This is a genomic window from Pelagicoccus sp. SDUM812002, from assembly GCF_031127835.1.
Classification (GTDB): Bacteria; Verrucomicrobiota; Verrucomicrobiia; order Opitutales; family Opitutaceae; genus Pelagicoccus.
On sequence record NZ_JARXHX010000012.1, the window covers coordinates 43,347 to 64,356 of the forward strand.

Here is a 21,010-nt window from a genome sequence, read left to right on the forward strand (position 1 = left end):
TAAAAGGAGGCGACCCCGCCGGCCGCGCCGCACATGATCGCCTCCATGAAAAGGTGTCTGCCTAGCGCAATTCTTAGTCCTTGTTTCCGATCTCGTGGGAGTTCAGATAACCAATCGGATCCTTCGGATCGTACAGGATACCATCGATAAATTCGTCAGTCGCTGGCTTGTAACCATCTGTATCCCAAGGAATATCAGTTTCTTCGATGTGACCTTCCTCGAGGAGGTGTTTGGCCGCTTCGAGGTAAACCTCAGGAAGGTAAACTTCCTTGGCAATTTCGTCGTACCATTCGGCTGGTTTAGCCTCGGTGATCTGGCCCCAACGACGCATCTGAGTGAGAAACCAAACGCCATCGCTATACCAAGGATAGGTGCTGTGATACTTGAAGAAAACGTTGAAGTCAGGCATCTCGCGCTTGTCGGTCTTCTGGAAGTAGAAGTAGCCAGTCATGGAGTTCTTTATCACGTCGAAGTCAGCTCCCACATAGTTGGGTTGAGAGAGGATACGCACTGCTTCTTCGCGGTTAACCAAGACTCCGTCGTCGTCCGACTCGTCTAGCCACTTGCCGGCACGTATCAAAGCCTTAACAACAGCAATGTGCGTGTTTGGATTTTCTTCCGCCCACTTGGCACTCACACCGAAAACCTTTTCTGGGTTATTCTTCCAAATATCGTAGTTGGTGGTGACTGGTACCCCGATTCCCTTGGCGACCGCCTGCTGGTTCCAAGGCTCGCCCACGCAGTAGCCGCTGATGTTGCCGCTCTCGAGAGTAGCAGGCATCTGTGGAGGTGGCGTTACAGAAAGCTCAACCTGAGCGTTGGTGAAACCTTTCTTGTCCTCCGACGTGTAGAAACCAGGGTGGATGCCTGCTGCCGCAAGCCAGTAGCGAATCTCGTAGTTGTGAGTGGATACTGGAAAAACCATTCCCATCTGCAACTTGCTTCCCTCTTCCAGCTTCTCCTCGACGATCGGAGCAAGAGCATCCGCAGTGATCGGATGAGGAGGCGTGTCGGTATCCAGCGCTGGATCGTTCTCCTGCATCTGCTCCCAGATTGCGTTGGAAACTGTAATACCGTTGCCATTGAGATCGAGAGTGTAAGCGGTAACAATGTGGGCCTTGGTGCCGAAACCGATGGTTGCCGCGATCGGCTGGCCGGAGAGCATGTGAGCCCCGTCAAGTTCGCCGTTGATCACGTTATCCAAAAGCTGTTTCCAGTTTGGCTGGGCGATCACTTCTACCTGTAGCCCTTCTTCCTCGAAGAAACCTTTCTCCTTAGCGATGACGATCGGGGCGCAATCGGTGAGTTTGATGAAGCCGAACTTGAGCTCGTCTTTTTCCAAGTCGAGCTGCTCGCCTTGAAGCGAGGTAATCGCTAACGCGACGCTAGCGGTGCTGATCCATTTCCTTATGTTAGTCATTCTGGTCTTTCCGGTAATTTTCGATTTTGGCTGATGAAGAGCGGCTTCCGTATTCGATAACTCATTACAAAGCTTCGCGTTGCTATGAGCAAAATCAGTCAGAAACCTGATACCATTCATTAGCCTCCTGCATGCCAAAAGCGTTCACCCAAGCTTCCATTTAGAGTTCTTAAGATTGTCTACTCACAAAATGGCAGCCGGTAACCATTAGCCAACAGCCACTTACAAATAATGCACACAACGACTAAGATTATTAATATTTTTTATTACGTGCACCATTAATGAATGTTATTCATGTTAAGAATTATTCTCTCCCATGGGTTCGAAGCAACTTTGAGCGATTGCGCTTTTTGGACCATGGCTCAATTTGAGCGCCAGGGATAAAGACCTTCCGCAGTCACGCGGAAACGCGCAGGGAACTACACTCGAATGGCCGAGGACAAAAAAGAACCTACCGCGAAGGTAGGTCCTCATTGTTGACAAATATCAAGCGCCTCGGCTAGCAGGGCAAGATCATGGCAGCGTCATACAAATCTGGCCTGAACACTCTCCGAGCAGCCTCCGTCTTCGCTGAGGAAGCCCCCCGTGCGCAGGAACGGCCCAATCTATCTAGTACCCAATCAGTGTCCGACTCGGACGGCCGAGCGGAGTTACCGTGGTAAAACCTCAGAAATCCCGGGCGGTGTTCAACGCGACCCAATCCGTAGTTGAAAGATGGCGACAGACAGTGCTCCAAAAGCTCGACTGGGCAGTTCACTCGCTTCTTGTCGCTTAGTAGCTCAGCGATACGTCGGCGCTCCGTAGGATCCTCGCAAATTGCGCATGCCTCCACGATCGCCGCTATGAGGGCGACATTCTCCTCTTCGTGCTCGATGGCGTAGTCCTCTCTCACCATGAGAACCTTTTCAGGATGCCCTGAACTAAGATCTTCGGAGTTGACCGGCGACCAACCAATTTTGTCGCCGATAGCCCGGCTTGCCCAAGGTTCGCCCACGCAAAACCCGTCGATCGTGCCGGCAGCCAGATTACGACACATCTGCGCAGGAGGGAGCGTCACCAGCTCTACATCTGTATCTGGGTCTATATCAGCGGAGACGAGCCATTCGCGCAGGTGAAAATTGTGCGGTGAACAGGCGTAGACCGTAGCGAACTTGTACTTACGAAAGGCCTTCCGATTATCCACATCGACTTTCAGCGTCTCCTTGTTCTTAACGCCGCGATGGCGGAGTTCCTCGGAGAGGACCACCGCATTTCCTCCCCGGCTGATTACCATTCCCGCCACACAAGGAACTGTCGCAGAGTCTAGGCCCAACGTCGCAACGAATGGAAGCGTCGACAGAGCGTGCGCCGCCTCAAGCTCTCCAAATAGTACCTTCTCGCGGATTGTCGCCCATCCCACCTCGCGGCTCAAAGCCACGTTCAAACCATAGCTCTCGAATATGCCGAATTGGTCAGCCACCAGCAAGGGGGCTGCATCAACCAGACCAATGTAGCCCAATCGAATCGCTGTTCTGCGTTTTCCAACTACTCTGGGCATAGCAATTGCTGCAGGAGCCTTTTTCTCGAAATCGTCCATCGAAGAAAAAGACAGCGACCTTCGCGCCAATCTGGTCTTATCGCTTGAAATCCAATTTATTTTTATATAACCCCACGTTTCTAAAATTTCTTTCATGCGTGAAGACATCATAGACAGCCGCCAGCTCCTTGCGTTCAAGACCCTCGCCGAGACAGGGAGCTTCACCTTGGCTGCCAAGCAGCTCAATCTTACGCAATCTGCCGTAAGCCACTCCATCAAGGCGCTCGAAGATGATCTTGGCTGCCCGCTCATCAACCGTCTTGGCCGTAAGATCCACCTTACAGAAGCTGGGGACATTTTTTTGGCTGCTGCCGACCGCATACACCAGCGCATGCAAAGCGTACGCGGCGAACTGGAAGCCCTCAGTCGGTGGGGAGCCGGTCGCCTGCGCATCGGAGCAGGCACGACCGCTTGCCAGTACATCCTGCCCACCGTCATTCGAGAGTTCCGCCAAACCTTTCCCGACTGTCAGCTATCCATTTCCCCCAACAATGCCAAGGAGCTCATGGACGAGCTGCGCGGCAACGAGATCGACCTAGCCCTAACGCTTTCTCCCCTTACTAATGACGACATCGACAGCCAGTCTGTTTTCGAAGATAACCTGCAGTTCGCTGTAGCCCCATCCCATCCCTGGGCCAACCGCAAGGTCGCGCCAAGCGCCGAGGTCGACGAGCAGACATTCGTGACCTACAGTAAAGGCAGCATGACCTTCGACTCGATCCGCCGCCACTTTCGATCGGAAGGACACTCTTTCAACAAGGTCATCGAGCTCGGCTCAATGGAAGCGATCAAGGAACTGGTAAAGATCGGTATCGGCGTCGGTATCATAGCTCCTTGGGTAGCCCAAAAGGAAATCGCTGACGGCAGCATCCACTTACTCGCCCCCAGCCGAAAGCAACTCAAGCGCACATGGGGCGTCTGCTACGTCAAAGGCCGCCGCCTCTCCCTCATGGAAGAGACATTCATCGGTCTTTGCGAAAGCGTCTGCGACTGCCTCGAGCAATAGAAGATAGGTAGCAGCAGCTTCTCTGAGGACACTAAAACGAGCTCTCCGCAAAGAGCTCTTCTTACAGCGGTAACTCGCATTCACTCCCCCAATGCAAAGGCGATGTAATAGTTACCTCGCGGTGTACCCATTTTCCCACCACCGCAAGCGACAGCCACATACTGGCGTCCATCGACTTCGTAAACCGAGGGCGTAGCATAAGCGCCTGCTGGAAGCTTGTACTTCCAAAGCTCCTCGCCCGTCCCCGCATCAAAGGCCCGAAAATACCCATCCTTGCTGGCACCGATAAAAAGCACCCCACCTGCTGTGACAACAGGGCCACCGTAATTCTCCGTACCCGTTGGCTGGATACCTTGCGCCGTAAGCTCCTCAAACTCGCCAAGGGTAGTTTTCCAGACATATTCTCCCGTATTCATATCAATCGCATTGAGAGTACCCCAAGGCGGCTTCACAGCAGGGTAGCCTTTCGAGTCCATCCAGCGTCGATATCCAGTATGGGTCCAAGGCCGAGAGTTGGCCGTTTCCTGCTTCGCAGACTTGTCGGCATGCCGATCACCTCCATCCCTGCTCACGAGGAAGTCAACCAAAGCATCGAGATCCCTCTCCTCGAAAAATCCAAATGGCGGCATCACGCCTTTTCCTTGGGTAATCCGCTCCAAGATCCCCTCTCGTGTCATACGATCCTGGATACCGGTCAAAGCTGGAACATTCTGGGCCAGGCTCCCCTTCAGATCTGCCCCATGGCACCCTGCGCAGTTTTGCAAAAACAGCCGCTGGCCCTCGCTCTCGGCCACTGTAGCGTCAACCATAGTCAACACCCAAGGCATCTCGTTGCCATTGACGTAGAGGATACCGTTGGGGTCGACTGCCGCTCCTCCCCACTCTCCACCCCCGTCGAAACCGGGGAAGATGATTGTCCCCTCTTTGCTTGGCGGCATGAAAGGCATGTGCGGACGCAGGGTCACGAAGCGATCCATTATCTCTCGATGTGCCTCGGGCGAAATATCCGAGATTTGGTCGGCCGAAAACTGCTGGCGGGCGAATGGAGCGGGCTTGGTCGGTAGCGGTTGCGTCGGCCAAGTCTGCTCGCCCCGCAGATCGGACCAAGGCACGGGCACTTCCTCAATTGGAAACAAGGGTTCCCCCGTTACTCTGTTAAATAGAAAAACGTGTCCCGATTTCGTGATCTGCGCGACAGCCGGAATCGATTCCCCCTCATGCTGCACCGTTAGCAGATTAGGAGGCGCCGGCAGATCCCGGTCCCACACATCGTGGTGCACAAATTGGTAGTGCCAAATTCGTTCTCCCGTCGACGCATTTAAGGCGATCAGGCAGTTGGCGAAAAGATTTTGCCCCAATCGATCTCCACCCCAAAAGTCGAAGGCAGCCGAACCTGTTGGGCAATACACGATACCGCGCTCTACATCCACGCTCATCCCCGCCCAAACATTGGCGCCCCCCACATTCTTGTACGCCTCCGCCGGCCAAGTATCGTAACCGACTTCTCCAGGTTGAGGAATCGTATTAAAGCGCCAAACCAACTCTCCGGTTCGAACATTGTAGGCGCGAATCGGTCCCGGAGCAGCCGGAGCTGGTCCCTCGCCAAGTCGCATGGGCATCACGATCAAATCCCCATAAACCACTCCCGGCGTGTTCGCCTGTACCTGCAAGCCTTCAGCGTCGCGCCCCAAGTCCGCCTTCAAGTCGACGCGTCCTGCTTCCCCGAACGTTTCGATTCGCTTACCGGTTTTGGGATCTACCGCTATCAAGAAGCGACTCACCCCAAATAGGATTCGCGACTCATCTCCGTTTGCCCAATACGCCAGTCCGCGATTCACCCCGCGACCCTCGGCGACTTCAAGCCCCTCATAAGGATCAAGCCTCCAAAGCAGTTCCCCGCTAGACGCATCCAAAGCGACCAGATCGATATTGGCATCCGTGCCATAGAGTACGCCGTCGATGACCAGCGGATTGCACTGGATCTCCGAGTATCCCCTGTCCGCCGTCGCCCCTTCATCGCCGTCCCATATCCAGGCTGCCTCGAGACGAGACACATTCTCCACCGTTATCTGAGACAATTCAGAAAACTGACTCGAAGCACGATCGCCAAGATAAGCACTCCAATCCCGAGAGGAGGAGCCAAAAGAATAGGCCGAACCTAGGCAGGCCAGCGCGAGATAAGGGAAAAAGCGGGGCATCCAAAAACACTCAAACAAATCGCCCGCCTAATCAATCCCGCAGCGCTGCATCTGCCAACCTCAGCGAAACGTTTTGGCTTACCGAAGTCGTCGATCGTTCTGTAGTAACTGAAACGCCTCACTGTACTAAAAACTGGATCTCCGTCAGATACTTCTTCGAATTACCCCGCAGAATCATGCCCGGTCCCTTGTGGTAAACCTCTCGCGATGGACACAGCAGCCGAAGGTCCCGACTTTTCACTTCCGCGAAGAGCTTCGCGTAACTCTCGTACAACCTCTCGTAAGGCCCACGATGCAAAAGCGTCAAGGCAAGCCCTCCCGCCAGCTTACGGCAATACAAGAGCTCATGGTCAACGACCTTCTTCACTTCAAAACAAGGTTCGAAATTCGCATCCTGATCCCTGTATTCGCCATCGAAATACAGACACATGGGCTTACCGGTCAAGACACGTCCCGCCCGCCGACCCAAAATGCGAAATCCTTGTCCCGCCTCTGAATAGTGCCCTCTGATACGATGCCCGGCCACGAGCATGTCCGGCACCGTTTTCTCTACGACAGATTCCCCTGAACCTGCGAACCCAGACTCCGCGAACTGCCCGCTCACAACCAATTCGATATCCGCAATAGAATCTTGAAACCGTTTCACCCGCTTTTCGAGATCCCGACGCTTCTCCTGCAGACGGTCCAGCAGGTCATCGTCTTCCTCGCAACTGTCCAGCACCTCCTTGATTTCGGATAGCGAAAAGCCAAGTTCCTTCAAATTCGCGACCACCCGAGCTTCGCCCACCTGCTCCTGCGAGTAGTAGCGGTATCCAGATTCCGGATCCACAAAATCAGGCACCAGCACACCCTTTTCATGGTACAGTCGTAAAGCCTTCACCGAAGCCCGCGTAATTTGAGAAAACTCTCCAATCGAGTACTGCATTGATTTCCCCACCCTTACCGCATCGCTTGGCGAAGCACGGTCTTCAACTTTTCCGGAGCTGTACGCCGCGGGTCGCTCAGATAGATCTCGTGATGTTTGTTGAAACGCTGCTTTCCCAATTCCTCTATTTTCTCGTGCACCCGCGTGACGTTAGGCCCCTCCTCCTCGAACGGCCCTACGTGCAGAATCTGAGCCGACTCCCCTTCCTCAAAGCACTCGAACCGAACGCTTTCGAGCAACGCCGGATTCTTCTTCTTACGAACCGCGTCCACCGCCTCAGCGAACATCTCTTCAGATACGAAATCCGGCTGCATAATCATCAACGTCCACCTCCACTCGTCTCGGCGCCGTTCGATAAAAGCGTTCATGTCATCAGCCCACCAAAGACCCTCCAGCGGAGGCACCACATAATCCTGAGCGGTCGGTCCCAGCTTCGACATAAACTTCAATGTATACGCCAGTGGATACAGAGACTCCATCGATTCCCCAAATTCCTTCGAGCGTCCTGGATCTCCCACCCCATCGATCATCAAAAAGTTCATGGCAGGAACATTCACTACAGAAACCGCCTTTGCCGACGGCTGGTAAAGTGCCTTACGATCCTTCTTAAAATCTATCTTACTCATCGGGCCAAAACATAATCCCTCCCCCAAGGGAAGAGTCAGTAAAGAAATACGTGCCTTAAGGCCGTTGGGCACCCCTTAAAGCCGACCCTCCTAGTGCAAGTTTTCCAGCCAATAAAGATTGACCCGCTGCCGAAGCGGCAAGCGACGAGACATCGAGGATGACGTGACCACCCAAACACAAAAACGCCTCCGGAAGTTGGAGGCGCTTTCTACGGACATACCGTGCAATCAGTGGTGGCGGGTCCCGGAATCGAACCGGGGACACAAGGATTTTCAGTCCTCTGCTCTACCAACTGAGCTAACCCGCCGCTGATAGAAAGATTTCGGACAATAGAAGCGGGGCTTGGTCCGTCAATGGGAAACTTCAACAAAAGACAGATTTAAGCTTAACCTCCTTCTCAAGAGAAAGTTACCGAAGCAAAGCACCCCCTAAATCAAACTGATTCACTCCAGTCAGCCCTCGTTTCAATACAAACACCGTTGCCCAAAAAACACTGCGGAACGATTAATTTATTAGGTGCAATTCAATGCACCTTTAACCTTGAAAAAAACTCTGACAAGATCGTACTGGAGGACATGACCCTGAAAGCCCCAAGGATTCCACTCGTCCTCTCCATTTTTCTGCTGTCGCAACTCTTAGGAAACGCGGTCGGCAAGCCAGAAGCGAATACAGCCGTATCTATAAAGAGACAGATTGAACCCCGCTACCCGGGATGGGCATACACGCATGGAGTGAGCAGCGGTTACGCAAAAATTGCCTTCTACGTCGACGAAAATGGAATTGCATCCGACTTCCTCCCAATAGAGTACACCTACGAAGCCTTTGCGGACGAACTGATGAGTACCATCAAGAAGTGGGACTTCATCCCCGCCACGCAAAACGGCGCACCGGTCAAAAGCGTCTGCCACGCCTACTGGGAATTTCGACCGGATCGAGCCATCGAAACCAATGCGCTTTTCGACACCAGCAAACGAATGGACGGAAACGGTAAGAATGCCTTCCGAACCTTGAAATACCGAGAGGATGACGAACTGGACTCGCGCATCGGCATGACAGCGTTCCCCGGCCTGGCCATAACCCGAGACTCCAGCTTGCTAGACCTAGACCGCCAAACCGTTCGTGCTCACGTCAGTTTCTTCGTCGATCAGCGGGGCAAGGTCGTACTACCGCACATCGTCGACACCACCGACCCGCAAGTGAGCGATCAACTTGAGCAAGCGTTCAAACAAGCGGCGTTCGCCTTACCAACCTACAAAGGCGAGCCCACCATCGCCCTCATCGAACGAACTTACGATTTCCCCATCCTTTGGGTCGACGAGGAGCTCCCACAAAGCCTCTAAAGCGTGCCTCTGCCTAGGCAGACCCGAATACCGGAGGATCAGCCCCTCCGTAGGCGGCGTTCAGTCTTCTAGGCTGTGAACATGGGCACGAAGTGTATTCACAAGACTGCGACAGAGACACATCCCTTCCTTACAGAACCTAGTTGAGCGGCATCGGAGCTTTTTCCACATTCCAAACACGACCGTTGGCAACGGTGAATACGGATCTACCGCGAAGTCCGCTCTCGCCGGTCATCGCGCTGTGGTAATGCGGATCCTCCAGCTGAGAAGCTAGGGCGGCTTCGTCTACTTGGTACGCGGCCTCCGGCTCAAAAATCGCCAGGTTCGCCATCGCCCCATCGGTCATCGTTCCGACTTCGAAGGGAAAATCGAAGAACTGGGCCATATGCTTTGCTGGATTAATTGACGCAAGCAGATCGATGTCCCGCTGCGTGTAACCGTAGCGATTCACTAACTCACTGTAAAACTGCAGGCTGTGCTCTATGTTTCGAGTGCCGGGCGCCCCGGGCAGACCATTCTTAAATTTCTTGGAAGCGAGGGCATGGGGGGCATGGTCTGTACCGAAGAAAATCGAGCCATCTCCTGAGCGCACCGAATCTCGAGTGGTCTCGATCAAGCTCAACTGATCCTCGCGACTCGGATGCGCCGGACGACGGTAATTGATAAGAGCTGTCTCCCGCTTCTGCGTGAGCAAACGCTCTCGACACCAGTATACATAGTCGAGTCCGACCTCTGCCGGCAACGCATAGGGCATCACACTGCGAGCATCCAATATCTGCTGCAGCGCTGGACCGGTCGGAATATGCCGAGCCAGCAGACTGCTGAGTCCCGCCTCTTTCGCGAGCTTCATGGTTTCCGCCTGGCAAGCTAGCACCGTGTCGCCATTGAAGTACTCGTGGTGCAGCAAAACCTCATCCGGTTGTATCCGCTTTTTGTATTCTACGATAGACTCCTCCTCTCGCGCTTGGTCGTTATGGTAGGAAACCGCCTGCCCCCTCCAGAGCTCGAACATATCGCGTCGCGTTTGACCGGTGAGCCCCGATCCACCAAAAGTCGAGCCGAAATCCTTACCCTCGTGACCCATAATCGCTTCCGCTCCCGGTTCCATTCGTGGCCACATTACGATCGGAAAAAGAGCATGCTCAGTATAGTGCTTCTGAATTCGCTCATGCCGATACGGACCCACAGGGCCCCATGGTGTGTTTCCCATTGCGCCGACGACGCACACGCCTCCTTTTAACGCCGCCAGACAGCCAGACCGTATCGAATAGAGCGCATTAGCCGCAACGATTTTCGCGACCAAAGAGTCGTAGTCCACTCCCTCTGGGCCAAACTCCTCTACCTCCCGTCGCGTCGGTATCGCAGTTTCCCGGAAATGCACATGCGGGTCGAAACGGCCGAGCGCGATGTGAACGGAGTCAGGCAAAACGATATCGGCGGACCCCCTTTTCCCGAGTTCTAGTTTCAACGGAGCGCCAGGGGTGCAGGTAACTGCCCCCGCAGCGAGCGTTCCATCGTCGAGATGGATATTCCTGGACGATATGCGTAACGAAGATTTCGAGTCTGACACGAAGAAACAGGGAATCGGAACAGGCCGAGGGGGCAAGCGCGGAGTGAAGGCCGCCACGCAGATCGAGTTGCGCTAAGAATATCCCCGCTCGATTACTTAATCGTGCTCTACCTTTCAGACTGTCTGGAGAGGCGGCTTCCGCTCCGGCCGCACATTAGGGAGCGTTAAGCACCTCACCACGCAACACCTCACGACCACACGAACCATGACCTCGCATAAGGTGTCACTAATTGCACCATCCACTCAAGAATCCAGAGAGATCGAAACTAGCCCTTCAGTGCCCACCTACGAACGAAATGACGCTGCAAAATAAGCGCAGAGGTCAATGGGAACCCTAAGCCAAAATGACGATGGAAAACGCACATGCCTAGGCAATAGAGGCAACCCCCAAAGTTACCCCGCAGACTAGGATAAACTCAAAAAGCCTGCGAATTCTCATCGTAATAATCTGATTTTTCGAATGCGAGCGTCATGGTTTTAACGGAATACGTGTATTCACAACACTTAGGACCTGAGAACGACGTCGAGTGCAAAGCGCGTTTTTCGGAATGCACGCTGCAACAGATGCCTATTATGGACGGCAGGTAGAATTAAAGATTCGATTCAACCGCCGTGAATTAGATTTTAAAAAGAAACCAAACTGTAGATAAACCACTAGTTGCAAACACCGCGGTAAGCTTGCGCGTAAGGGTTATGTAAAAGGCCGTCCTTATCCATTTTTTCAAGCGGAGGCTTTTTGCCCTCTGGGCTATGAAACATATGCATATTGCACTTAAAACCTCCTGAATTCTAGAGGGCAGAGGTGCGGTTTTAGCAATAATCATGAATGCTCTACCTCGCCATCGACAGCCGTCCAGATGCCGCCTCGTCATGTCTTTTCGGCTGCGGTTCCTCACGTAGTGGTAGTTTTTCTAATAACTACGGGAGTATTTTCGAACACTGCAGGTGCTCACGGAAAGCTCTCCACTTTACCAAAGTTTGTCTCGTTTTGACGGTTTAAGTTAGGTAGTTATTTTGGCCATGCGAAATAGATAAACTGAATCGCGGCACGTTAGGAATGGATCTTGCAGACACTTTCTGAAAGCGGCTGCTAAAACAGGAGTCACAATCTTGGAAGCGATCTCTAACGGAGACAAAATCTAATCAACAGAATCTACTAGCGTGGTGCTGCACAAACTGGGAATAATATTTTCCCAAATCGAGCGTAACTGCTGTTTTAGCGTAAAATGACGAAACGAATAAAGGAGCTAGATGGCGTCCGAGGCATAGCCATCCTTATGGTGGTGGTTTGGCACTTCGTAACCTGCCGACCAAAAGAGCTGATGCCAGGAAGCTTGCTCTACAACCTGCACGTTCCCACAACCGCATTCTGGTCAGGCGTAGATCTTTTTTTCGTGCTTTCTGGGTTCCTCATTGGTGGTATCATCCTCGACAATCATACGAAGCAATCCTTCTTGAAAGTTTTCTGGATCAGGAGAGCATGTCGCATTCTTCCAGTTTTACTTCTACTACTATTCACGTGTTGGATAACTGGGCTGCTCCTAGATAGACAGCAATTTTTGTGGCTCTATCGAGACCTAATGCCTTGGTGGACCTACTCAACTTTTACTCAGAATATCGCGATGGGCTTGAACGATATCTACGGTGGACAATTTCTGGGTATAACTTGGTCTTTAGCAGTAGAAGAACAATTTTACCTAGTCGCACCTTTGGCGATACTTTTTTTTCGCCAAAAAGTGTTCCTGAGATCGCTTATACCTATGATATTAGCGGCATTCGTATTGCGACTGGCATTCCCAGGTTTCCACACTGAGGTAAACACTATTTTCCGCATGGACTCCCTTCTTGCGGGCGTCCTCGTAGCTGCGCTATATAGAAGCAACATTGTATGGAAGAATCTCGAAGATAATAGAAATGTCACTCTAGCAGCCTTTCTTTGTCTACTTGTTGCGACAGGAGGGCTAATCCTTCGAGAGAGTGGTTTCGGGCTATTCAAATTCTCATGGTTCGCAATACTCTACGCGACATTCCTGACAGTTGTACTGCTTTTCCAATCCTCGAGATTGACGTGGATATTGCGTTCAAAGTTCCTTTGTTTCTTCGGTGCCATCGCTTACGGTTTCTATATGTATCACCAAGCTGTTTTAGGTTTTCTATACGGCTGGCTTAGAGGTGGCACCCCTACCCTTTTAAATTTCGGAGATTTCCTTATTATCACTGCCGCATCTATTATTTCGATTGGCGTTTCTTGGATTTCTTTTAAAACATACGAATCCTATTTCTTACGGATTGGAAGTCGTTACAAATTTGGAAGAAGTAAAGTTCACGAGGACCCTCCAGTCGTCGTTAACAGACTATATCATCACAATGCAGTGCCTCGGAACCGTTTGAAAAATACTAAGGTATCAAACGTCAAAGCCCAAATGGCCAAGCTGTGGCACTAGGATGGAGAGTTCCCCATCGGAGGCAGCGCACTTATTGAGCTAGCGTCTCGCTTATACGAGCATATGCGGCGTGCCCAAAATCCGCGAATTCCGACTTGCCATCCTACCTCTCGAAAGCAGAAAGTGTCAATCTGGACGCCGCTCTAGCTCAGTTGGTAGAGCAACTCATTCGTAATGAGTAGGTCGTCGGTTCGACTCCGATGAGCGGCTCCACTTCAATTCGCCTCGCCCGCCGTCGAACAAGTCCGAAGCATCCTCCCTTCGCTCCTTGACTGTCTCAACCTCGTTCCGCCGTACCGATGAGCGGCCACAGCTCGCAACGCAGATCATCTTTCCCAATTCTGCAGACTGGAGCTCGGAGCCACGATCAATCCTCCTCATGCCCAACACCCGATTCATCGCCGATCTCGAAATTCACAAAGAGGTCATTGTCGACGCTGTTTCGTCCTGCCAGCAATTTCTCTGGATTGCCACCGCAGACATTAAAGACATGCATATCGCTCGCGGTCGCCGAGCAATCCCTTTCCTGCAGCGACTTTCCGAGCTAGTAGAAGACGGCGTATCGATTCGACTGGTACATGCCAAGGAGCCTGGTCCCGCCTTCCGCACCGACTACGACCGTTTCCCCAACCTTATAAACGGGATGGAAATGATTCTCTGCCCCCGAGCCCACTTCAAGTCAGTCATTGTCGACGGGAAGATAGCCTATACCGGCAGCGCCAACCTTACAGGAGCAGGGCTGGGGGCGAAGAGTAAAAATCGCCGTAACTTCGAAGGGGGCATCCTCACCGAGGACCCTGCCCTAGTTCTCCCAATCATGGCACAGTTTGACCAGCTATGGATCGGCGAACACTGTCCAAGCTGCCAACGCAAAATCCACTGCACAACCTACCACGAGCTGATCGAAAACGGGTAACACTTGCTCGAGCGTTACCGCCTCCACTTCCCTCGGTACCCAATTGTTGCGCAAAAAATCAAAGCTGCTTCGATGCTACACCACAGCCTTCTCCCTCTCACCACTTTCGCTATGGTCGCGAGTGCGTTTCTCAGCGCGCAATGCCATGCCGCCGAGCTCTCTCTTCTGTGGGAAATAAAGAACGGTGTCAGGGGACCTGAATCGATTGTTTACGACTCCAAAAGGGATTGTCTCTACGTATCGAACTACAATGTCGAAACTCCCAACGAGGAGCTTGGGACTGACTCGGTCGGCAAAATTTCGCGGGATGGCGAGCTGATTGACACAGATTGGCTGGACGGGCTCTCCTCACCTCTCGGGATGGAGATCCACGATGATCACCTCTATGTCGTCGAGCGTGGGAGAATTAGCGTCTTCGATATCGCTCTCGGAGAATCCATCGAATTGATACAAACTCCAAATTCTGTTTTTCTAAACGACCTAACCCTAACACCCGAGGGTACGATCTTCGCGACTGATCCTAGGGCAAACGCAATCTACCGTATAACCGATGGCAAGCTAGAGCGCTGGGCATCGGGAGATCAGTTTACCGGAGTCAATGGGATCATGGACGACGCGGAGAACCTTTTGGTCGGGACATCTGGAGATGCCGCATTAATAGCAATCAATAAACAGACCAAGAGCGTGAGCATACTGGCCCGCTTCGAAGGAGGAATCCTCGACGGAATCCAAAAAGCCGATACGGGCTACTTCGTATCGCTCTACCACGGGGAGCTGTTCCGAATCGAGCCGGGAAACCCGCCGAAGCGTATCCTCGATACGCGTGAAAGAGGTTTAAACTGCGCGAACTTCCTATACATCAACGACACAAACAGCCTATACATTCCAGAACTAAGAAACAACTCTATCTCTGCTTACGGGTTCTCGGAAACAGAATAGGCCGCAGAAACGCTTTCGATATTACCAAACCCGAGCGAGCCTCTCAGCTCTCCAAATCCTCCAAACACATGAAAGTAACACTCAAAAAGATACCTCCCCTCCCCGCCGCAAAACTGGTCGCCGTCATATATGGATGTTTCGGCCTCATCTTCATCCCTTTCTTCGCCATCGCCGCCATAGCCGGTGTGGCAAGCCAAGAGGAGGGATCTGGCATAGCTGCGGGCATGAGCATCTTCATGGCGATCCTCATGCCACTGATGTATGTCGTCATGGGATTCGTCGGCACCTTGGTGGGCTGCTTCATCTACAACCTTGCGGCCGGCTGGGTAGGAGGGATCGAACTAGAGTTCGACGAGACCTCCATTGAGTCCCGCTAGGGACCAGAGCACATGGTTGTCCTCGAGAGTATTGTTCCCGTACTTATCCTGATCGTCTTTGGAGCTATCCTCGCGCGGGTAGGCTTTTTCGCAGGCGGCTTTTTCAAGGACCTCAACCGCCTCACCTACTTCTGGGGGCTCCCCTCCCTACTGCTCTACAAAGTCGCCGAAATCGACCTGCAAAGTGAGGCCGGATTCGGGCTTCTCTATACAATGCTCATAGTCATCGGGGCCTCCATTGCCCTCGCTTACGCTCTGGTCTTCCTCTTGAAAGTGCCTAAAGAATCGATCGGAGCTTTCGTGCAAGGAAGCTTTCGAGGCAATCTCGCTTTCGTGGGGTTCCCCGTCGTCTATTTCGCACTCGGTCAAGATGGACTCGACCTCGGGATGTTTACCAGCGGAATTTGTATCCTCACTTACAATACGTCGAGTGTCACCCTTCTCATCCTACATTCTCGACAAAAAAGCGAAAAGCCGCTCCGAGCCGTTTGGAAGCATGGCCTGCGAAACCCTCTCATCCTCGCTTGCTGCCTAGGCTTCGTCCTCAACCTCTCTGACCTAGAGATACCCCTCATGGCGCGACGGTCCCTCGTGGCGGTCGGCCAGCTCGCCCTGCCTCTCGCCCTCATCGGCCTGGGAGCCGGCCTCAAATTAGACGAGCTCAAAGGCCGCCTCAGCCTATCCGTCGTAGCCTCGCTCATCAACGTCGCCTTCAGTCCTGTCCTCGGCTACTTCGTCGGCCGCAGCATCGGACTGGACCCTACCAGTTTGAAAGTGGCTGTCATCTTCCTTTCCTGTCCTACCGCTGTCTTTTCCTACGTGCTCGCAGAAATGCTCGGCAACGACGGTATAATGGCCCGCAACATCGTCATCCTAAGCACCTTGCTTTCGATCATATCTCTCGTGCTTGCGATCGCGCTGCTGTAAGAGATGTGCGGCGTTCTTAACATCAGCTCGGTTCGATCGCTAGGTCTTTGCCAGGCTTTTTGCCCTTGAGACACTTTATTTTCCCTCCAATTTCTGAGAGAAGCTCCCCCAGATGGCTCAATGCTTACGTTTTGACGCTATCGCATCAGCCTAATGCTAACCGCTAGGCCGACTCTCTTTGATAACAAACTCATATCCATGACCCTGAAAAAACTGTTCCTTTTTCTGACGGCCATCGCACTCGCCGCTCAACTCTTCTCCGCTAATGCGGACTCCCTCTCCATCGACGGCTGGAACAACCGTGCCCTCGACGCTATTCGCGCCTCCCGGACTCCACCCCCCATGGCCGCCTATGCCTTGGCCCTTTTCCACTTGTCTCTCTACGACACGGTAAATGGCTTCCACGGCGACTTCCAACATTACCTGGTAGAGCCCAACTCCCCCGAGGGAGCGTCCCTAGAAGCTGCCTATCACACAGCTGCCTACGAGACGCTGGCAGACTTATTCAACGAATCCGTCAACCCCACCGTTTTCCGCAAGGCTTACCAGATGGAGATCAAAGACCTACCTCGCGACGAAGCCTTCGAAAAAGGTGTCGCATGGGGCCAGGAAGTGGCCTCCGCATACAAGATCGTTTGCGACGAAAGCCGCAAGTACGACGCTGTAGAGTGGACCACCGTCGCCGACGCTGGCGTTTGGCGCGAAACCCCTCCCTTTTTCCGCCCAGCTCTCCTGCCGCACTGGCCGCATGTAAAACCACTCGCCATGGATTCTCCCGACGCTTTCCGCTGTCCAGCTCCACCTGCGATCGATAGCGAGGAGTACGCCGCAGAATGGGCGGAAGTGAAAGCGCTCGGCGGGCGCGACAAGCACGACCGCTCCGGCTACGACACCCTCAGTTCGGTCTTCTGGTCCGACGACCTTGGCAGCTCCACGCCCGCCGGTACGTGGAACCTGATAGCACAAGAAGTCTACAAATCCCAAAGCTACGACTTCTACCAACAAGTGCGCCTTTACGCGTTGCTCAACCTAACCATGGCCGACGCAGGTATAGCCTGCTGGGACGCCAAGTACTACTACAACTATTGGCGCCCCGAGACCGCCATCCGCCAGGCAGACATCGACGACAATTCTGCCACTGAAAAGGACGAAAACTGGATCCCTCTAATGGGTAGCCCTCCATTTCCAGAGTACCCCTCCGGACACAGCTCGTTCAGCCGCTCCGCCGCCGAGTTGCTTACCCTCTACTGCGAACGTGACGACATTGCCTTTTCCACCACCTCAGACCAAGTACCCGGTGCCATTCGCTCCTATCCCGGCTTCGATGCCTGCGCCACCGAGGTCGGCATGAGCCGCCTTCACGGAGGTATCCACTTCATGTCAGCCAACTTGGTCGGACAAGAGCTAGGTGCGAATATCGCCAAGTTCATCCACCAAAACTTCCTGCTCCCCAAAGAGTAAAAAGCGAGCCGGCTAACTCGCTCTCCCAAAACGCTAAAAAGACTCGTATCATGCCCTTTCCCAGCCGTATTGCGTCCCTATTCATCCTTCCAATCGCGATCGGAGCCCCTCCCCTGGCGCACGCCGGCTTCGAAATTCTCGAAGCCGACACTACCGGCCTGCATTTGGAAAACGAATACAACGACCCACTGATGTGGAGTACTCGCTTTCGCGAATTCACTCTCGGCGCTGTGAGCATAGGTATCGCTTCTGGTGACTTAAATGGTGACGGGCGCCCAGACATCTACGCAGTCAGCAAAACTGGCCCCAACGGTCTATACCTTCAGAAAGAAACGCCCCTCGTTTTCGAAGACCACGCCGCAGCCTCAGGCGTTCTCGGCACCGAGCACTGGGAAACTGGAGTTACCCTTGTCGATATCGACAACGACCAAGACCTCGACATTTACCTCTGCGTTTACGACGCCCCAAACCAGCTTTACATCAATGACGGAGCGGGCAATTTCCAGGAACAAGCCGCCTCCTTCGGTCTGGACCTCCACGACGCCAGCGTCATGGCAGCTTTCTCCGACTACGACCGCGATGGAGACCTCGACGTCTACTTGCAGACCAACGTCCTCGAATTTGCCCGAAACACCAAAGGTAGCCCCGACTATCTGTATCGAAACAATGGTGACAACACCTTTACAGATGTAAGCCGAGATTCCAGCATCTGGGGACGTTCCCAAGGCCATAGCGCCACCTGGTGGGACTACAATAACGACGGCTGGCCTGACCTCTATGTTGCCAACGACTTCGAAACTCCCGATCGCTTCTACAAGAACAATGGAGACGGCACGTTCACAGATGCCATCGAAGAGCTCGTCCCACTCACTACCTTTTTCTCCATGGGCTCCGACCTCGGAGACCTCAACAATGACGGCTGGATGGACTTCATGGTCGCCGATATGGAAGCCGCTGACCACTACAAGGACATGACCGGCATGGAGGAGCGCAGCCGTGGAATTTGGGATACCGAAGCTGTATTCGAACTGACACCACAGTACGCTCGCAACGCGATCTACCTCAACACCGGCCTCGACCGCTTCCAAGAGGCAGCCTACCTTTTCGGCGTTCCCGGCACTAATTGGACTTGGTCCGTAAAGCTGAACGACCTCGATAACGACGGCTGGCTCGACCTCTATATCACCAACGGCATGGTGCGTAACCTCATCGACGCCGACCTCGTCGACCGTCAGAATACCGCTCGCTCACTGGCCCATAGAGCCCTCGTAGTCAAAAACAGCGAACCGCTTGCAGAACATAACTTCGCGTTCCGCAACACCGGTGACCTAGGGTTCGAGGATGTCAGTTCCGAGTGGAACCTCGACCAAGCTAGCGTCGCCTTCGGCAGCACTGTTTGCGACTTCGATCGAGACGGTAAGCTCGACATCGCCTATCTCGGCATGGACCAAGCCATCACCCTTGCTCACAATACAATCGGTGCGGATCACAACTACCTCAGCCTTCGACTCCGCGGAACGGTATCCAACTCGTGGGGACTCGGCGCAATCGTTTCGCTGCACAACGATAACGGGCAACAGCTCCGCCAGCTCAACCTCGCTCGAGGAATCGTATCCTCAGACGAACCCATTCTCCATTTCGGCCTCGGCGAGGCCGAACAATCGGACCTCATTGAAATAAAATGGCCCAGCGGAAGAATCCAAACCCTGCAAAACGTTGCAGCGAACCAACTGCTCGTAGTCACCGAGCCCGAATCAAACAACGCACCGCAAAGGTACGAAAACAACAACGAATACCTCTTCCGCGAACGTCCAGACCTCGCAGCGAAGTGGCCAAAGCATCAGCAGACCGACACCGGCGAATTTAACCGGGCACCCTTGCTTCCCCGATTAGTCGGGCAAAACGGTCCCGCTCTTGCTCAAGGCGATCTCGATGGAGACGGCAAGTACGACTTCTACATCGGCGGCGGATTTGCGCAGTCGGGAACCATCGTTTACTCAACCACCGGTCCCCAGGACGTCGGAAGAGATGAAACCAGCGAGGATATCGCTGCAGCAATTTTCGATGCGAATGCAGACGGTCTCAACGACCTCCTCGTCGTCAGCGGAGGAGCCCCTCGCCCCGGACTGGAGCAGTTTTCCGATCGCTTGTACCTAAACAACGGAGACAGAACGTTTACCAAAGCGAGCGAGGACACCTGGCCCGGTGATAAAGCTAGCGGCAGCACCATAGCCGTCGGAGACTACGATCAAGATGGCGATACCGACGTGTTCATTGGCGGTTTCGCAACTCCGGAATCTTACCCTTTCCCACAAGCCAGCCGCATCCTTCGCAACGACTCAAGTACCTTCAAGGATGTGACAGCCGAGATAGCAGTTACTCTGCAACAAGCAGGACTTGTTACTGGATCGAGCTGGATCGACCTCGAGGGCGATGGAACTCTGGAACTTGCAGTCCTTTGCGAGTGGAGCCATCTCTCGGTTTTCAAACTTGAGAACGGCGAATTCAAAGATGTATCCAAGGATCTAGGACTCTCTAGCAAAACAGGCCTTTGGAGGTCACTCTCCACGGCCGACCTAAACGGAGATGGCCGCCCCGACTTCATAGTCGGAAACCTGGGACTGAACACCAAATACGAAGCGAGCGATTCCGCCCCCGCAACCCTACTGGCAGGAGACATCGAAGGTGACGGGCGAATCCACACCATCGAGGCTTACTACGAAAAGGGGCGCCTCTACCCCGTTCGTGGGCGCAGCAAACTCAATTACAGTTTTCCTTGGGTGAAGGACGACTTCAAGAAATTCAACGATTTCGCGCTGGCGGAAATGGCCGACGTATTCGGTTCGGAACGCCTCGCACGTGCTCGCAGATTTGAGGCAACCGAGCTGCAGAGCGGAGTTTGGGTATCGGTTCCAAGCAACACCTACAAATTCATTCCCTTCCCACGTAGTGCCCAGTTAGCTCCTACCATGGGCATGGTGTCAGGCGACTGGAATGGTGACCAAATACCAGACCTCATCCTCGCTCAAAACTTCTACGGCCAAGAAGCCAGCACGGGACGACTCACCGGTTCAATCGGAGCGACGCTCATCGGCAAAGGCGACGGTAGCTTCGAGGTTCTTTCCCCTTCTGACACCGGTTTAAAGCTACCCGGAAACCAAAGAGCCCTCGCTAAAAGCGATCTCGACGGAGACGGAAACTACGAACTCATCGCCACCGAAAATGGCGGTCCCGTCCGCATTTTCAGTATCGCCAGAGGCAAGTAGAAAGCGTGACACCTGCAA

The 21,010-nt window shown here is 53.4% G+C and carries 15 protein-coding genes and 2 tRNA genes; 10 read left to right on the forward strand and 7 right to left on the reverse strand.

Translation table 11 applies throughout. From position 1 onward, the window contains the following. Positions 1 to 73: 73 nt before the first annotated feature. Both QEH53_RS16445 and QEH53_RS16450 read right to left on the reverse strand, forming a co-directional pair. Positions 74 to 1,420 carry a CmpA/NrtA family ABC transporter substrate-binding protein gene (locus QEH53_RS16445; protein WP_309024311.1) on the reverse strand — a complete coding sequence of 449 codons (1,347 nt, stop codon included), beginning with the start codon at positions 1,418 to 1,420 and terminating at the stop codon, positions 74 to 76. A 499-nt stretch (positions 1,421 to 1,919) separates the two neighbouring features. Then, entirely contained in the window at positions 1,920 to 2,996 is a 1,077-nt protein-coding gene (locus QEH53_RS16450) for a CmpA/NrtA family ABC transporter substrate-binding protein (protein WP_309024312.1), read from the reverse strand. A gap of 94 nt (positions 2,997 to 3,090) precedes the next feature. Here QEH53_RS16450 and QEH53_RS16455 point away from each other — a divergent pair, with 94 nt between their 5' ends. Continuing rightward, complete coding sequence (locus QEH53_RS16455; protein ID WP_309024313.1) at positions 3,091 to 4,002, forward strand: LysR family transcriptional regulator; 912 nt, start codon at positions 3,091 to 3,093, stop codon at positions 4,000 to 4,002. An 80-nt stretch (positions 4,003 to 4,082) separates the two neighbouring features. Here QEH53_RS16455 and QEH53_RS16460 read toward each other — a convergent pair whose 3' ends face one another. The 4 genes from QEH53_RS16460 to QEH53_RS16475 form a co-directional block, all read right to left on the reverse strand. After that, positions 4,083 to 6,080, reverse strand: coding sequence for a PQQ-binding-like beta-propeller repeat protein (locus QEH53_RS16460; protein WP_309024314.1), 1,998 nt, complete (start codon positions 6,078 to 6,080; stop codon positions 4,083 to 4,085). A gap of 238 nt (positions 6,081 to 6,318) precedes the next feature. After that, on the reverse strand, positions 6,319 to 7,125 hold the full coding sequence (locus tag QEH53_RS16465; protein ID WP_309024315.1) for a MerR family transcriptional regulator: 807 nt from the start codon (positions 7,123 to 7,125) through the stop codon (positions 6,319 to 6,321). A 14-nt stretch (positions 7,126 to 7,139) separates the two neighbouring features. After that, positions 7,140 to 7,751 carry a GyrI-like domain-containing protein gene (locus QEH53_RS16470; RefSeq protein ID WP_309024316.1) on the reverse strand — a complete coding sequence of 204 codons (612 nt, stop codon included), beginning with the start codon at positions 7,749 to 7,751 and terminating at the stop codon, positions 7,140 to 7,142. A 232-nt stretch (positions 7,752 to 7,983) separates the two neighbouring features. Beyond that, a tRNA-Phe gene (locus QEH53_RS16475) sits at positions 7,984 to 8,059 on the reverse strand. Positions 8,060 to 8,327: 268 nt separating this feature from the next. Between QEH53_RS16475 and QEH53_RS16480 the strand changes: the two genes are divergently transcribed. Further along, positions 8,328 to 9,092, forward strand: a complete 765-nt coding sequence (locus tag QEH53_RS16480) for a hypothetical protein (RefSeq protein WP_309024317.1) — start codon at positions 8,328 to 8,330, stop codon at positions 9,090 to 9,092. Positions 9,093 to 9,231: 139 nt separating this feature from the next. Here the strand turns inward: QEH53_RS16480 and QEH53_RS16485 are convergent, their stop codons facing one another. Further along, on the reverse strand, positions 9,232 to 10,560 hold the full coding sequence (locus tag QEH53_RS16485; RefSeq protein ID WP_309024318.1) for a hypothetical protein: 1,329 nt from the start codon (positions 10,558 to 10,560) through the stop codon (positions 9,232 to 9,234). Positions 10,561 to 11,888: 1,328 nt separating this feature from the next. Here QEH53_RS16485 and QEH53_RS16490 point away from each other — a divergent pair. From QEH53_RS16490 to QEH53_RS16525, 8 genes are all read left to right on the forward strand, one after another. Continuing rightward, the gene (locus QEH53_RS16490; RefSeq protein WP_309024319.1) at positions 11,889 to 13,106 is read left to right on the forward strand and encodes an acyltransferase; all 1,218 of its coding nucleotides are present in this window, start codon (positions 11,889 to 11,891) and stop codon (positions 13,104 to 13,106) included. Between the two features lie 137 nt (positions 13,107 to 13,243). Continuing rightward, a tRNA-Thr gene (locus QEH53_RS16495) sits at positions 13,244 to 13,319 on the forward strand. A gap of 166 nt (positions 13,320 to 13,485) precedes the next feature. Continuing rightward, positions 13,486 to 14,022 (forward strand): phospholipase D family protein, encoded by a 537-nt coding sequence (locus QEH53_RS16500; RefSeq protein WP_309024320.1) that lies wholly within the window; start codon positions 13,486 to 13,488, stop codon positions 14,020 to 14,022. 72 nt (positions 14,023 to 14,094) lie between these two features. Next, complete coding sequence (locus QEH53_RS16505; protein WP_309024321.1) at positions 14,095 to 14,961, forward strand: hypothetical protein; 867 nt, start codon at positions 14,095 to 14,097, stop codon at positions 14,959 to 14,961. A 68-nt stretch (positions 14,962 to 15,029) separates the two neighbouring features. Beyond that, the gene (locus QEH53_RS16510; RefSeq protein WP_309024322.1) at positions 15,030 to 15,338 is read left to right on the forward strand and encodes a DUF3566 domain-containing protein; all 309 of its coding nucleotides are present in this window, start codon (positions 15,030 to 15,032) and stop codon (positions 15,336 to 15,338) included. A 12-nt stretch (positions 15,339 to 15,350) separates the two neighbouring features. After that, the gene (locus QEH53_RS16515; protein WP_309024323.1) at positions 15,351 to 16,265 is read left to right on the forward strand and encodes an AEC family transporter; all 915 of its coding nucleotides are present in this window, start codon (positions 15,351 to 15,353) and stop codon (positions 16,263 to 16,265) included. A 198-nt stretch (positions 16,266 to 16,463) separates the two neighbouring features. Continuing rightward, the gene (locus QEH53_RS16520; protein ID WP_309024324.1) at positions 16,464 to 17,726 is read left to right on the forward strand and encodes a phosphatase PAP2 family protein; all 1,263 of its coding nucleotides are present in this window, start codon (positions 16,464 to 16,466) and stop codon (positions 17,724 to 17,726) included. 50 nt (positions 17,727 to 17,776) lie between these two features. Continuing rightward, entirely contained in the window at positions 17,777 to 20,992 is a 3,216-nt protein-coding gene (locus tag QEH53_RS16525) for a VCBS repeat-containing protein (protein WP_309024325.1), read from the forward strand. Positions 20,993 to 21,010 lie beyond the last annotated feature (18 nt).

Bases quoted from the DNA above. Each gene is read 5' to 3' on its own strand.
- QEH53_RS16465 (WP_309024315.1), bottom strand. From the start codon at position 7,125: ATGCAGTACTCGATTGGAGAGTTTTCTCAAATTACGCGGGCTTCGGTG.
- QEH53_RS16480 (WP_309024317.1), top strand. From the start codon at position 8,328: ATGACCCTGAAAGCCCCAAGGATTCCACTCGTCCTCTCCATTTTTCTG.
- QEH53_RS16490 (WP_309024319.1), top strand. From the start codon at position 11,889: ATGACGAAACGAATAAAGGAGCTAGATGGCGTCCGAGGCATAGCCATC.
- QEH53_RS16510 (WP_309024322.1), top strand. From the start codon at position 15,030: ATGAAAGTAACACTCAAAAAGATACCTCCCCTCCCCGCCGCAAAACTG.
- QEH53_RS16520 (WP_309024324.1), top strand. From the start codon at position 16,464: ATGACCCTGAAAAAACTGTTCCTTTTTCTGACGGCCATCGCACTCGCC.
- QEH53_RS16450 (WP_309024312.1), bottom strand. From the start codon at position 2,996: ATGGACGATTTCGAGAAAAAGGCTCCTGCAGCAATTGCTATGCCCAGA.
- QEH53_RS16515 (WP_309024323.1), top strand. From the start codon at position 15,351: ATGGTTGTCCTCGAGAGTATTGTTCCCGTACTTATCCTGATCGTCTTT.
- QEH53_RS16505 (WP_309024321.1), top strand. From the start codon at position 14,095: ATGCTACACCACAGCCTTCTCCCTCTCACCACTTTCGCTATGGTCGCG.
- QEH53_RS16525 (WP_309024325.1), top strand. From the start codon at position 17,777: ATGCCCTTTCCCAGCCGTATTGCGTCCCTATTCATCCTTCCAATCGCG.
- QEH53_RS16470 (WP_309024316.1), bottom strand. From the start codon at position 7,751: ATGAGTAAGATAGATTTTAAGAAGGATCGTAAGGCACTTTACCAGCCG.
- QEH53_RS16455 (WP_309024313.1), top strand. From the start codon at position 3,091: ATGCGTGAAGACATCATAGACAGCCGCCAGCTCCTTGCGTTCAAGACC.
- QEH53_RS16500 (WP_309024320.1), top strand. From the start codon at position 13,486: ATGCCCAACACCCGATTCATCGCCGATCTCGAAATTCACAAAGAGGTC.
- QEH53_RS16445 (WP_309024311.1), bottom strand. From the start codon at position 1,420: ATGACTAACATAAGGAAATGGATCAGCACCGCTAGCGTCGCGTTAGCG.